This window comes from Zoogloea sp. LCSB751 (assembly GCF_002028455.1).
GTDB lineage: Bacteria > Pseudomonadota > Gammaproteobacteria > Burkholderiales > Rhodocyclaceae > Zoogloea.
Map to the genome: position 1 here is coordinate 197,640 of NZ_MWUM01000001.1, position 13,135 is coordinate 210,774.

General features: G+C 66.9%; 9 protein-coding genes. 3 read left to right on the forward strand and 6 right to left on the reverse strand.

From position 1 onward, the window contains the following. Nucleotide 1 precedes the first annotated feature (1 nt). Entirely contained in the window at nucleotides 2-2,842 is a 2,841-nt protein-coding gene (gene prsT / locus B4920_RS01005; protein ID WP_161493216.1) for an XrtA/PEP-CTERM system TPR-repeat protein PrsT, read from the forward strand. A 59-nt stretch (nucleotides 2,843-2,901) separates the two neighbouring features. Next, nucleotides 2,902-3,933, forward strand: a complete 1,032-nt coding sequence (xdp1, locus tag B4920_RS01010; RefSeq protein ID WP_139379398.1) for an exosortase-dependent surface protein XDP1 — start codon at nucleotides 2,902-2,904, stop codon at nucleotides 3,931-3,933. A 97-nt stretch (nucleotides 3,934-4,030) separates the two neighbouring features. On the opposite strand, the gene B4920_RS01015 is transcribed toward xdp1, so the two are convergent. From B4920_RS01015 to B4920_RS01040, 6 genes are all read right to left on the reverse strand, one after another. Further along, nucleotides 4,031-5,851 (reverse strand): DEAD/DEAH box helicase, encoded by a 1,821-nt coding sequence (locus B4920_RS01015; RefSeq protein WP_254050803.1) that lies wholly within the window; start codon nucleotides 5,849-5,851, stop codon nucleotides 4,031-4,033. Between the two features lie 243 nt (nucleotides 5,852-6,094). Beyond that, a complete protein-coding gene (locus tag B4920_RS01020) occupies nucleotides 6,095-6,514 on the reverse strand; it encodes a YbaN family protein (RefSeq protein WP_079432739.1) in 420 nt (139 codons plus the stop codon). 367 nt (nucleotides 6,515-6,881) lie between these two features. Then, nucleotides 6,882-7,289 (reverse strand): hypothetical protein, encoded by a 408-nt coding sequence (locus B4920_RS01025; protein ID WP_079432740.1) that lies wholly within the window; start codon nucleotides 7,287-7,289, stop codon nucleotides 6,882-6,884. Between the two features lie 57 nt (nucleotides 7,290-7,346). Next, a complete protein-coding gene (locus B4920_RS01030; protein ID WP_079432741.1) occupies nucleotides 7,347-7,538 on the reverse strand; it encodes a hypothetical protein in 192 nt (63 codons plus the stop codon). A 3-nt stretch (nucleotides 7,539-7,541) separates the two neighbouring features. Further along, nucleotides 7,542-8,405 carry a tungsten ABC transporter permease gene (locus B4920_RS01035; protein ID WP_216819705.1) on the reverse strand — a complete coding sequence of 288 codons (864 nt, stop codon included), beginning with the start codon at nucleotides 8,403-8,405 and terminating at the stop codon, nucleotides 7,542-7,544. 8 nt (nucleotides 8,406-8,413) lie between these two features. After that, nucleotides 8,414-10,714, reverse strand: coding sequence for a TonB-dependent receptor (locus B4920_RS01040; RefSeq protein WP_079432742.1), 2,301 nt, complete (start codon nucleotides 10,712-10,714; stop codon nucleotides 8,414-8,416). A 362-nt stretch (nucleotides 10,715-11,076) separates the two neighbouring features. On the opposite strand from B4920_RS01040, the gene B4920_RS01045 reads away from it, so the two are divergent. Further along, complete coding sequence (locus tag B4920_RS01045) at nucleotides 11,077-13,128, forward strand: TonB-dependent siderophore receptor (RefSeq protein WP_088179348.1); 2,052 nt, start codon at nucleotides 11,077-11,079, stop codon at nucleotides 13,126-13,128. Nucleotides 13,129-13,135 lie beyond the last annotated feature (7 nt).

Sequence of the window (13,135 nt, forward strand, 5' to 3'; positions counted from 1 at the left end):
CATGTCTTCTGCGTGTCTTCGCCTGCTCAAGCCGGCTTTCCGGCTCTCTCTCGTCGGCTTGCTGGTGTGCGCGGGGCTTGCTGCACCGGGCGCGGAGGCGGCTGTCCGCGCGCCCAGCGACAAGGCGGTGCATTACTACGACGACGCGAACGGGCGCTTCGTGCGCAAGGACTACGCCGGCGCGATCATCCAGGCGCGCAACGCGATCCAGCAGGAGCCGGGCATGCTCGCCGCCCACCTGCTGCTCGGCAAGGCCCTGTTGAAGGATGGGCAGGCGGCCGCCGCGGAGGCGGAGTTCGAGCGCACGTTGGAGCTGGGCGTCAATGTTGCGGAAATCGCGCAGCCTTACGGCGCGGCCTTGATGATGTTCGGCAAGAGCGAGAAGCTGCTGGAGCGCATCCGCCCCGATGGCCTGCCCGCCGCAGCCAGGGCCGAGGTGCTGGCCATGCGGGCGACGGCCTACGCGGACCAGGGGAACATGCGGGAGGCCTTCCGCGCCATCGAAGCCGGGCGCCAGGCCGATCCGAAGTCTCTGGCGCCCTTGCGTGCGGAGGTGGACCTTTCCCTGCGCGACCGTAACCCCGAGCGGGCCCGCAAGGCGCTCGATACCGCGCTCGGCATGGCGCCGGCCGATGCCTCGTTGCTGAACCTGCGCGGCGCGCAGCTGCAGTCCTCCGGCGACGTGCAGGGGGCGCTTGCCCATTTCGGCAAGGCGCTCGCGGCCGATCCCCGCCTGCTGGATGCACTGGTGGCACGCGCTTCCCTGCTGATCGACCTGAAGCGCCCGGACGAGGCCTGGCCCGATCTGGAGAAGGCGTCCGGCTTGATCCAGCGGGAGCCGCGGGTGGCCTATCTGAAGAGTCTTGTCTACGCAGCCCGCGGTGACAGCAAGGCGTCCCGGGCCCAGTTGGAGGAGGTCACGACGCTGGTGGACGCGCTGCCCGAGGACTTCGTATCCCGTCAGCCGCCGCTGCTGATGCTCGGCGGCCTGGCCTCTTATGCCATCGGTCGTTCGGAACGCGCGCGGGCCCTGCTCGAACTGTATGTACAGCGGATGCCGAGGGATCCTGCCGGCCGCAAGCTGCTGGCCAATATCTACCTGGCCAGCGGCGAGCCGACACGGGTCACGGACCTGCTCGATCCCATGCTGCGCGCCGGCGAGGCGGACCAGCAGGTGCTGACGACCCTGGCCGCCCTGCGGATGCAGCAGCGCCGCTATGGCGATGCGGCGAATGCCCTGGAGGCGGCGGCACGCATGTCCGGCGACGATCCCGGCATCGTCGCGCAACGGGGCTTTGCGCTGGTCGGCAATCAGCAGACGGATCTGGGGCTGGCTGCCTTGCGCCGGGCCTTCGACAAGGAACCCCGCCAAGTGAACGTGGCGTCGGCCCTGAGCACGCTGTATCTGCGCCGGGGGGACCGGCGCAACGCGTTGCAGGTGGCCGAGGCGCTGGTCAAGGGCCTGCCGTCGGTGGGCCTTGCCTACAACCTGCTCGGGGCCGTCCGGTCCGCCAATGGTCAGCCTGCCGAGGCCCGTGCGGCCTACGTGAAGGCTCTGTCCCTGACCCCGGATCTCGTGCCGGCCCAGCTCAACCTGTCCCGCCTGGATGCGGCCGAAGGCAAACTGGATGCGGCTCGCCAGCGCCTTGCCGGTCTGCTCCGCAAAGCGCCGCAGCAGGTGCAGGCGATGACCGAACTGGCGCGGGTGGAGATGCGGGCCGGCCGTCCGGTGGAGGCGCAGGGCTGGCTCGAAAAGGCCTGGGGGCTGGCGCCGGGCGATGTACCGGTGGGGCTCGAGTTGCTGGGCCTGTACCGGCAGACCAACAAGCCGGCTCAGGCGCTGGTCGTGGCCAAGCGCCTGAGCCGGGAGCGTTCCGACAATCCCGTGGTGGCCGAGGCCCTTGGACGTTCTGCGCTGGCGATGGGCGACAAGGAGGCGGCGCGTTCCGCCTTGGCGACGCTGGCCCGGTTGATCGGAGCGGATGCCGAGCGGCTGGTCGAGCTCGGGCGGCTGCAACTGGAGGCCGGCGCCGCGATGGAGGCGGCGGCGAGTGCGGAGAAGGCGCTGGCCGCCCAGGCCGGCTATCTGCCCGCCCAGGTTCTGCAGGTGCAGGCTGAGCTGGGCCTGGGAAATCTGCCGCGGGCGGAGTCGCTGCAGCGCGCGCTGCTGGCCCGTACGGCCAACGGGGCCGATGCCCTGCGTCTGGCGGGCGACATTGCCATGGCTCGGCGGGCACCCGCGGATGCCGCGCGCCACTACCAGGCTGCCTTGGCCAAGGCGCCGTCGTCGAACCTGGCCCTGCTGGCCTTTGCAGCGGCATTTCGCGCCGGTGACGGTGGCCGGGGCGTGGCCCTGCTCGAAGCTTGGCTGCGGGGGCATGCGGATGACACCGCCGCGCGCACGGCGCTGGCCGAGGGCTATCTGCGCCTGAACCGGCTGGCCGATGCCCGCTCCACCTATGACGAAGTGCTCGCCCGCGATCCACGGAACGGCATGGCGGCCAACAACCTGGCCCAGGTCCTGCTGCGCCTCAACGATGCAGGGGCGGTGGCCGCCGCGGAGCGCGCCGCCAAGCTGGCGCCGGGCGATGCTAACGTGCTCGATACGCTGGGTTGGGCGCGTGCCCGCAACGGGGCGCTGGATATCGGCTTGAAGACCTTGCGCGACGCCCGGCTGAAGGCGCCGGAGTCTCGTGACATCCGCTACCACCTGGCGTGGGCGCTGCACCGCAGCGGAAAGCGGGAGGAAGCGCGGCTCGAATTGGCGGCGGCGCTACGTGCCGAAGGGGAGTTCGACAGCGCACAGGAAGCCCAGCAATTGAGGGGTGAGCTCGGATTGTGAGTCGAAGTGTGAAATAGTTGTTGTCGGTATGTTTTACAGATTTTGATAATCCGAGGCAATTGAATAAAAAAAATGTTGTTTTTCATTGTATTGTCGGATTGGTGCGAATTTTGCTAAAGAATACGCAGCTGCTCGTCGTTCGTCGTGTTCAGACGAATCCGGGGCGTAAATTCTTAGTGGGGTGTGAAATGTCAAAATATGTGTTCGGGTCCCTGGCGCTGGGACTGGCGCTCATCGCTACGGCTCCGGTCCAGGCCGCGTCTTCGTGGAGTTTCACGACGGGGGGCACGGAAGCCAATGCGAACAGTTTCGGAAATACGCGTACATACTCGGCGGGCACCAACCAGAACGTGACCATCTCCGCGTGGTCCGATACGAAGAACGCCACCATCAGTGGCCAGACTGTCACCAACGCGTACATCGAGAAGGCGTATCTCGGTTCCTATTCGGGTGGTCTGGGGGTGACCAACCAAGACGGGGCCTCTGGTGCAGGCGATAACGACAAAACCAGCACGAAAAACTTTAATGAAGGCGAAGGCACCATTGCGAATTCGTCGGTGCCTGGCCACACGATGGACAATTTGAACCGCTATGACTCGATGCTGTTCGACTTCGGAACGGGTAAGTCGGTCGCACTCAACAGTGTGACGGTTGGCTGGTGGTATTCCGATTCGGATATCACCGTGCTGGCCTACACTGGAACCGGCACACCGACCTTCGTCTCCGCCAATCAGGGCTACGCCAGTCTGCTGAGCAGCGGCTGGAGCGTCGTGAAGGCGTCGGCGGGGACGACCGGGACCGCGAACTATTCAAACGCTGCCGGAAATTTGCTGCAGCAGAACACCGATGCGAGCAAGTACGTGCCTCTGGTGGTGAATGATCTGAACATCAGTGCGCGCTACTGGCTGGTTGGCGCGCTCAACACCCTGGTGCAGACCCTGCCGGGCAGTCCCAGCGTCAATGGGGGCAACGACTACGTCAAGATTGCAGCCATCACCGCCAGCTACGATACGCCGGAGCCCTCCAGTATCGTGCTGGCGAGCGGCGCGTTGGCGGGTGCTGTCCTGATGCGCCGCCGCCGGAAGAGCTGAAGGCTTTTCCCGTCCCGGGGTTACAACAAAAACGGCACCTTGAAGGTGCCGTTTTTGTTGTAACCGGCCCCGTGCCGGAACGGGGCCGCGGCTTCGCTCAGCGTCTGCCGTTGCCGTTGTTGCTGCGGGGAGAGAACAAGGCCGCCGGTTTGATGTCTCCCGACTTGCGGCCGGTGAGGGTGACTGCCGGACGGGTGGTCTCTTCCAGCGCGGCCGGTGTGCCGCGGTTCGGATTGCCGCCGCCGAAACCGCCCTTGCCATGGCCCGGCTTGTCGTAGCCGTTACCCTGGCGGTGGGTGTTGAAGCTGGCTTCCGGGTCCCGGTAGCGGGGCTTGGCCTTGGACTGGTAGTCGACGCGATTACCGAAATCGTCGTCCTGCGCAGTGTTCTGGCGCGGCGCGCGCTGCTGGCGGTTGCCCGGTTCGCTGCCACCGCCATCCTGGGGCCGGTTCTCCTTGTTGTTACGGCCCTGGCGTTCCTGTTGCTGACCCTGGCGGGCGGGCTTGTCCTGCCTCTGGCCTTGTCCCTGCCTCGGGGAACGGGCCTGTTGCTGCCCCTGGCCCTCGGCTTGCTCCTGGCTCTGGCCCTTCGGTTTGCCTTGGCGTTGGCCCTGGCCCTGGCCCTGCTTTTGGCCTTGGCCCGGGGATTGAGCCTGGCCTTGACCCTGGCGGCGCTCGCGGCCGCCGTTGTGGGCGCCGCGGGGTTCGCGGGGAGGCCGTTCGTCGCTCTCGGCGGGGGCCGCGGACGGCACGAAGTCGGGCACCTCGACCTTGTCGATGAGGCGCTTCATCAGGCGCTCGATGTCCTTCAGCAGCGGCAGCTCTTCCCGGTCCACCAGCGACACGGCAGCGCCGGACGAGCCGGCACGACCGGTGCGGCCGATGCGATGCACATAGTCTTCCGGTACGTTGGGCAGATCGAAGTTGACCACCTGGGGCAACTGGTCGATGTCCAGGCCGCGGGCCGCGATGTCGGTGGCGACCAGCACCTGCAGCTTGGCGTCCTTGAAGTCGGCCAGCGCGCGGGTGCGCGCCGACTGGCTCTTGTTGCCGTGGATGGCGGCGGACGGGATGCCGTGCTTGGCGAGGTATTCGGCCAGCTTGTTGGCACCGTGCTTGGTACGGGTGAACACCAGCACCTGGAACCACTGGTGCTTGTTGATCAGGAAGGCCAGCAGTTCGCGCTTCTGCTTCTGCGGGCACAGGTGCACGGATTGCTGGACCAGCTCGGAAGCCGTGTTGCGGCGCGCCACCTCGACATAGCCGGGGTTGTGCAGCAGGCCGTCGGCGAGGGCCTTGATCTCGTCGGAGAAGGTGGCCGAGAACAGCAGGTTCTGGCGCTTCTTGGGCAGCTGCGCGAGGATCTTCTTGATGTCGCGGATGAAGCCCATGTCGAGCATGCGGTCGGCTTCGTCGAGGACGAGGATCTCCACGCCGGACAGGTCGATGGTGCCCTGGTTCTGGTGGTCGAGCAGGCGGCCCGGCGTGGCGACCAGGATGTCCACCTTCTTCTTGAGCTTGGTGATCTGCGGGTTGATCGCGACGCCACCGAACATGACCATCGAGGTCAGCGGCAGATGCTTGCCGTAGGTCTGCACGGATTCCTCGACCTGGGCCGCCAGTTCACGGGTCGGTGTGAGGATCAGGCAGCGCGGCCGGCCGGCCTTCTGGTTGTGGGCGTGTTCTTCGGAAAGGATGTGCAGGATCGGCAGCGTGAAGCCGGCGGTCTTGCCGGTGCCGGTCTGGGCTGCAGCCAGCAGATCGCCGCCGGCGAGTACCAGCGGAATGGCCTGGGCCTGGATCGGGGTGGGGGCCGTGTAGCCGGTTTCGGCGATGGCCTGCTTGATGGGCTCGCTAAGGGCGAGATCGGCAAAGGTAATCGCTACCGGCGCCATGGCGGCGGACTGGACTTGAGTCATTGGATGTTGGGCTCCTGCGACGGCCTGACCGCTCTTTGGGGAGCAGCACCAATCGGGGCGGACGCAACGAGAGTTCGTGATCGCGGGGCGATCAGTCGAAACGGATGGAAGATTGGCCTTTGCGCTGATTGGCTTGCGCAAGGCCGTAGGATTGTACGGGCTTTGTCGGTTCTTTGGGGCGTTTTTTGGCGCTTGCGTGCGGTGCTTTCGGGGGCGCACGCAAGCGTCGGGAACAGCGTGATGTCAGGCTTCCGGCCGGGTGGCGACGTAGAGGCCGGCGGCGAGCTGCGGCAGACCGGCGACGGCCAGCAGCAGTGGTGAGCCCTGCAGCGCGAAGGCACTCATGGCCAGCCCGAAGCTGAGGCCGCCGAGGGCGAAATGCTTGCCGCGCCGGCTGATCGTGCCGCTCTCCATCCACGCGCGCACGTGGGGGCCGACCGCGGGAACCGCGTACAGCTTGTGCTGCAGGCGCGGACAGCTCTTGCTCCAGGCCCAGGCGGCGACGATCCAGAAGATGGTGGTGGGCATCAGCGGCAGGAACAGGCCCACCGTGCCCACCGCGAAACAGGCCCAGCCGATCAGGAACAGGCTCTGGCGGCCGATGAGCTGTATGAGGCTGGGGGCCGGCGGCGCGACGGCGTCGTGGCAGGTGTCGGGGGGCATGATGCTTCCTTTCTTCTTATGGGCACGCGGTCGGCTTGTGGCCGGAGCGTGCCGATGGACGTGCTGAACGGTCTTCTGCTGCAGGGTGGGTTGCGCATCTTGGGCGGGGCAGGCGGTCGTGCCGCCCGTCGTTGCAGCCACGCAAAGATCGCCCTCGCCCTTGTGTAGTCAGCGTTTCCGTCCCAATGGTTCCTGCATTCCGCAATTTGGGTTGGATATGCAGATCACGCGGCGATTGAGGCCAGTATCGGCGGAGGCGGGATGGAGCGTCCAGTTAATTGATTCTCTGCATGGAATAGAAATTATCTATTCACGAGCCTGGAATCAGACTGCCGGGGCATGCACCATGGTGCTCATTCCGTCCGCCTCAGCGCGGCATCGATTCGGCGAGGGAGAAGAAGCCGTGAGCCTTGTCCAGCTCGCCGTCGCGGACGACGACCCGGTGGATCAGCCAGCGTCCGTCGCGCAGGCGCCAGGCACGCAGGGACTCGGCGTAGGCCAGGGTGCGGAAGGCGGCGGGAATCTCCGGTCCGCGGCTTTCTTCGAGCACGTAGCTGTGGGCGCAGTAGCAGGCGTTGTCGTCCTCGTCGCGGCCGAGGATGCGCGCCGCGGTGACCACGTAATCCATGTAGTGGTCGAAATACAGGGGCGCGATGACCTGCTCCTGCCATTCGGCCGGCAGTCCCTCGTTCCAGCGGATCGACGTTTCCGTGCGGCGGGTGTGGCCGGGGCGGATATCAAAGTATTGATGTGTATATAGCGTTGTATGCGACATGGCGGGGCCTCGTTCGTCGGTGACCGCGCTGGCTGTGGCAGGCCAGTCGGGGTGTTGTTAGTGCAGTCCTTGCCGGTGGTGCTTCAGGAGCCAGGGTGGCGGCTTGGCTTGCGCCGTCGTTTCATTGTGTTGGTGTGAAAGTCGCGTACTGGGCCGGTTGGTGAGTTCCTGCGCGAGCCCGGCCGGGGCGGCGAGAAGTAGAACGGTCAGCAGGCCGAGCGGGCGCAGGAGGGCGAGCAGGAAGGCCATGGCTTACTCGGCAGCGGGCAGGCGCCGGCCGGTGGCCGACAGGGGGAAGATCCACGGGCCGCCGGCGGCCCGGTCGGCGTCGACGAGGTCGGCCTGGCCTCGGGGCCCGGTCAGGTAGTCGGCGACGCGGTGGGCCAGGCGGCGACGTGAGCCGTCGGCCGGATGGCGGGGGCCGGGCTCGACCACCACGAAGACCCGGCGCATCGCCGGGTCGCCCTTCAGAAGTACCTTGAGGCCGGCGTCGGGCATCTTGCCGAAGGCCACCGGCATGTGCCCGACCACCGCGTAGGCACCCTGGCGGGCCGCCGACAGCAGGACTTCCTGCGGGCGCTCGGCGTCGTCGTAGAGCTGCTGGCGCGGGCTGGGGCGCAGGCCGGCCTGGCGCCACAGGCGCTGCACGATGGTGAAGCTGCCGGGATCGCGGAAGGCCAGCAGCGGCGCGTCGTGGGCGGCGATGCGGCGCAGCGCCTCGGTGGCGTCGGGCGCGTCGGCGATGCCGGCCGGATCGCTGGCGGGGCCGACCAGCACGTGCTCGTTGAGGGCCCACGCACGCAGCGGCGCAGCATCGCCCGCGGCGAGGAGCTGGAAGGTCTCGTCGCTGCCGTGGATCACCAGCAGGTCGGCATCGCCGCGCTGGAAGACAGGCACGACGGTCTCCTTGGGCGCCGCGGCGACCAGTTCGATGGGAATGCCGGTGGCCTTGCTGGCCCGGCGGGCCAGTTCGGGCCACACGCCGGCCATCACCGGGCCACCGACCACCGCCACGTGCAGCACCGGCAGCGTGGAGTTGGCGGCGGCGGGCAGGGCGACGGCCAGCAGCAGACCGGCCAGCAGCGGCACCAGGCGCCGCAGGTTGCGGGATGTCATCGCGGACCTCAGAAGCTCAGTGCCAGCTTGCCGAGCAGGGTGCGCGGGTTGCCGGGGTAGTAGTTGGTGGTGCTGGTCTGCAGGTCGCCGGAGTCGATCAGGCCGAGGTACTTGCGGTCGAACAGGTTGAGGGCGCTGAGGCTGGCGTCCACGCGGGTCGGGCCGACCTGCCAGCGATAGCCCAGTTCCAGGTCCACTAGCGTGTAGCCGCCGAAGCGGTTGGTATGCACCGAGTCGTCGTAGCGGCCGCCCATGTAGCGCAGCAGCGGCACGGCGCGGAAGTCGCCGGCCTTCCATTCGGCGCCGAGGGTGCCGATCAGGCGCGGGGTGTCGGGGAGCTGCTGGCCCTTGACGGCGACGACGGTGCTGGCTGCGGTGCGCAGGTTCTCGTCGAACACCGCACGGCTCCACGACGCGCTGCCGAACAGGTTCAGGTTGGGACGCGCTTCCCAGCCGGCGGCCAATTGCACGCCGGCCAGATGGCCGTTGCCGATGTTCTGCCCGTAGTTGAGACCGACCGTCGGGTCATACACGTTCACCGACTTGTTGTTGATGCTGGCGTAGTAGACCGTCGGCTCCACGTAGCCCTGGGCGAGGCGCAGGCGCAGGCCGAGGTCGGCGGCGTCGTCGGTTTCCGGCTTGAGCTTGTTCCACAGGCTCTGGGCGAGGGCCTGCTGGCTGGCCTTGAGGTTGCGGATGTTGCTGTTCCAGATGTCGAAGGAGGCCGGGCCGATGTTGCGGCCGGCCGAGAAGCGCCCCTCGACGGCCGGCGTGAAGGCGTAGCGCAGCCCGAACCACGGCAGCACCTTGGCGACGGTCTGGCCGTCTACCGCCACCGCGACGCCCGGCGAGGCGGCCAGCGCGGCGCGGTAGGACACGTCGCCGACGCCGGTCTTGGTGTATTCGGCGAGGCTCGGCATCTTCTCCTGGAACCAGCGCAGGCCGCCTTCGAGCTGCAGCTCCCGGTACTGCCAGGAGGCCATCGCGAAGAGGGTCTGGAAGACGTGGCGGCCGGTGACTTCGCTGAGGGTGGTCCAGCCCTGGTTGCTGCTGCTGGCGGTGGCGGCGGCCCAGCTCAGGCCGTTGGCGGTGGCGGTGTAGAAGCGTTGGGCGTTGGGTGGGCCGGGCGGCTGCATCGACGTGTAGCTGTAGCCGGCCTTCAGGCGCGTGGCGTCGATGCGGGTTTCCACGTCGGCGCTGGCGCCGAAGCTGTTGTGCTCGATGATCCACTGGCGGACCTTGTTGGTGCCGTTGGCATCGAAGGTGGCGCCGGACTCGTCGAAGCTGAACAGCTTGAGGCGGGCCCGGGTGTCGTTGCTGACGCGGTATTCGGCCTCGCCGATGTAGGCCTGGTTGTCGAAGCTCTGGCGGTTGTAGGTGTAGTAGTTCTGGAGGTTGCCGGCCGCCGGCCTGGCGTCGTAGCCGGTGTAGCGGTAGGTGGACAGGTCGAGGGCCTGGGCGGCGGTCAGCGGCTTGTAGTTGTTCTGGTCGATGTTGCTGTTCACCGCCAGCAGCTTGAGGGTCAGCGGGCCGAGGTCGGTGGCGACGGCCAGCAGGTAGTTCTCGCGCTCGGCCTGGCCGGGGCCGCGCCACAGGTTGGCATGGGCGGTGGAGGCGGACGCGGCGATGCGCGTATTGGCGGGGCCGAAGGCGCCGCTGTCCACTCGCGCGAAGTAGCGCTCGAAGCCGTTGTCGCCGCTGGCCGCGGACAGGCTGCCGCCGGCCTTGAGGGCCGGCCACAGGATCTGGCTGTCGAGGGCGCCGGCGGTGTTGAAGAGGGCCGGCTGGTCGGGGGCGACCGGCCCCTGCGCCATGCTCACGCCGGCCAGGTTCTCCCTGTCGAACATCTGCAGGTAGCCGGGGCCGGGGTTGATGTTGGACAGGGTCAGGCCGTCCACGGTGCCGACGGCGCCGTGCCATGCGGCGATGCCGCGCACCCGCATACCCTTGTTGCCGCCGATCCGGCTGGTCAGGCCATAGGGGTCGAGGGCTTGCACCTTCACGGCCGGCAGGCCGGAAACCATCGTGTAGGGATTGGTGCCGCCGGGCGCGCCGAAGGTCTCCAGGCCGTCCGGCCCGACCTGGTAGGTGGTGGCGGAGGTGTCCGGCCGCGATGACAGGAATTCCGCGTGGCCGGGCTCGGCGGTGGCGGTGACCACGACGGTGCCAAGCGTTGTCGGTGTGTCCTCGGCGCGTACATCTGAGGAAATGAGAATGCCGGCGAAGGCGGCCCCGACCGCAGCGGCGACAGGCGTGGGAATGGAGGGGCGGGCCGTCGGGTGACGGCGCTGGGCGGAGCGGATTCTCATGACGGAAGCGAACCTTTTTCGATATGTTGTTGTTGATATAGCGTTATTAGCACCTGGCGTGCCTGTTTGCTGCATCGCACCCGGATGAAGCCGCCTTGCCCGTTCCGGCGCGTACGGAAACAGTGCGCTATCCATTCTTGCGGCGGATCAATTTATTTCCGATGGCACTCAATCGGCCCTCTGTTTGTAGGGTTTAAGACATCGCTATGTAGTAACTTGCACATCGATGCAAGGTTCTGTTCGAATTTGTGTGCGGTGTACAAGGACTTCCCTGCGGGCATGGTCATTGCTGGGATCGAGTCAGGGCAGTTCTGTATTTCGATATATACAAACTTATATAGATGGTGTTCAGGGGGGTCTCTATGAAGAAGAAGCAGATGCAGGCGTGGGTGCTGGGCGGCATGTCGGCGGCGCTGGCTGGGTCGGCGGTGGCGGCGGACGGGGTGTTCCAGCTTGGTACCGTGGATGTGGTGGCCAGCCCGGTCGATGCCGTACCTGGGGAAACCGTGATCAAGGGCGAGGCTCTACAGGAGTTCAACCGCGACACCCTCGGCAAGGCCGTGGCGCTGACGCCGGGGATCAGCCTGTCGCGCAACAGCCGCAACGAGGACATCGTCTATCTGCGCGGCTTCGACGTGCGCCAGGTGCCGCTGTTCATCGACGGTATCCCGGCCTACGTGCCCTATGACGGCTATGTGGATTTCGGCCGTTTCACGACCTTCGATCTGGCCGAGATCCGCGTCGCCAAGGGGGCGGCGTCGCTGCTCTACGGCCCTAATGCGCTGGGTGGGGCGATCAACCTGGTCAGCCGCAAGCCGGCGAAGGCACTCGAAGGCGACCTGCGGGCCGGCTTCGGCGCCGGCGGCCAGCAGAAATACGCCGCCAACGTGGGCAGCAACCAGGGCAAGTGGTACGTACAGCTCGGCGCGTCCTACACCGACAGCAACTACTTCCCGCTGTCGAACAATTACTCGCCGAAGTCCATTCCGACCAGCGCCAGCAACGCCACCCGCAACGTGCTGGAGGACGGCGGTCATCGGGAGAATTCCTACCAGACCGACTCCCGCCTGTCTCTCAAGCTGGGCCTGACCCCCAACGCCACCGACGAATACGCCATCGGCTACGTTCAGCAGAACGGCCGCAAGGGAAACCCGCCCTACGCCGGCAATGCGCCGGGGCAGTACCTGAACAGCGGCGGCGGCGCCAACAGCCGCTTCTGGCAGTGGCCGTACTGGAATCTGGAGAGCACCTATTTCATCGCCAACGTGGCGGTGGGGCAGGACCACATCGTCAAGGCGCGGGTGTACCAGGACAACTACGACAACAAGATCCTCGCCTACACCAACGGCAGCTATTCGTCGCTGATCGCCAACACCGCCAACTTCCCGAGCTGGTACAAGGATTCGACGACCGGCGTGTCCGTCGAGCTGGACAGCTTCGCGTTCAGTGGCCACGAACTGGCCATCGCCTACCACTACAAGGAAGACAAGCACCAGGACAACGGCCTGGCCCTCAGCAAGAACTATCGGGACGTGACCACCTCCATCGCGGTGGAGGACATGATTCGCGTGTCCGACCTGTGGCGCCTGCGTCTCGGCGCCAGCCACGACCAGCGCGACGCCAGGGAGGTGTATTACTGGCCGACCGGCTCCACGTCCGGCACCAACTGGCTGGCCGAGCTGACCCGCAAGTTCGGCGGCGGGGCCGAGGCCTTCGTCAGCGTGGCCCACAAGACCCGCTTCCCGACCATCAAGGACCGCTACTCGGCGTCCCTCGGCAGTGGTCTGCCGAACCCCGACCTCAAGCCCGAGCGTGCCCTCAACGTCGAGACCGGCCTGCGCGGCAGCCCGTGGGGCGGCGCCCGCGGCCAGGCCAGCCTGTTCTACAGCCGCATCGAGAACCTGATGCAGCGGGTGAACATCATCCCGGTGTCCCTGTGCAATCAGCCGGGTGTTGGTGCGGCGACCTCCTGTGCGCAGTTGCAGAACATCGCCGAGGCGCGCCACGCCGGCGTCGAGCTGTCCCTGGAGCAAACCCTCGGCCATGGCTGGACGGTGGGCGGCAACTACACCTACCTGGATCGGGAAAACCGGACCTCGACGACCCCGCTCACCGATACGCCGCGCAACCGCCTGTTCGCTTACGCCAGCTGGAAGCCGTCCGACCGCTGGGAATACCAGGCCTCGGTGGATGCCGAGAACGGCCGCATGGTGGCCTACGGCAGCGGCAATGCGGCGACCTACGTGAAGATGGGCGGCTTTGCGCTGGCCAACGTGAAGGCGGTGTACAAGCCGCTGCCGGCGTGGGCGCTGGAAGTGGGCGCGACCAACCTGTTCGATGCCAACTACGCGCTGGCCGACGGTTACCCGATGCCCGGCCGCATGTGGTTCGCCAACGGCTCCTACAAATTCTGAGGACGTG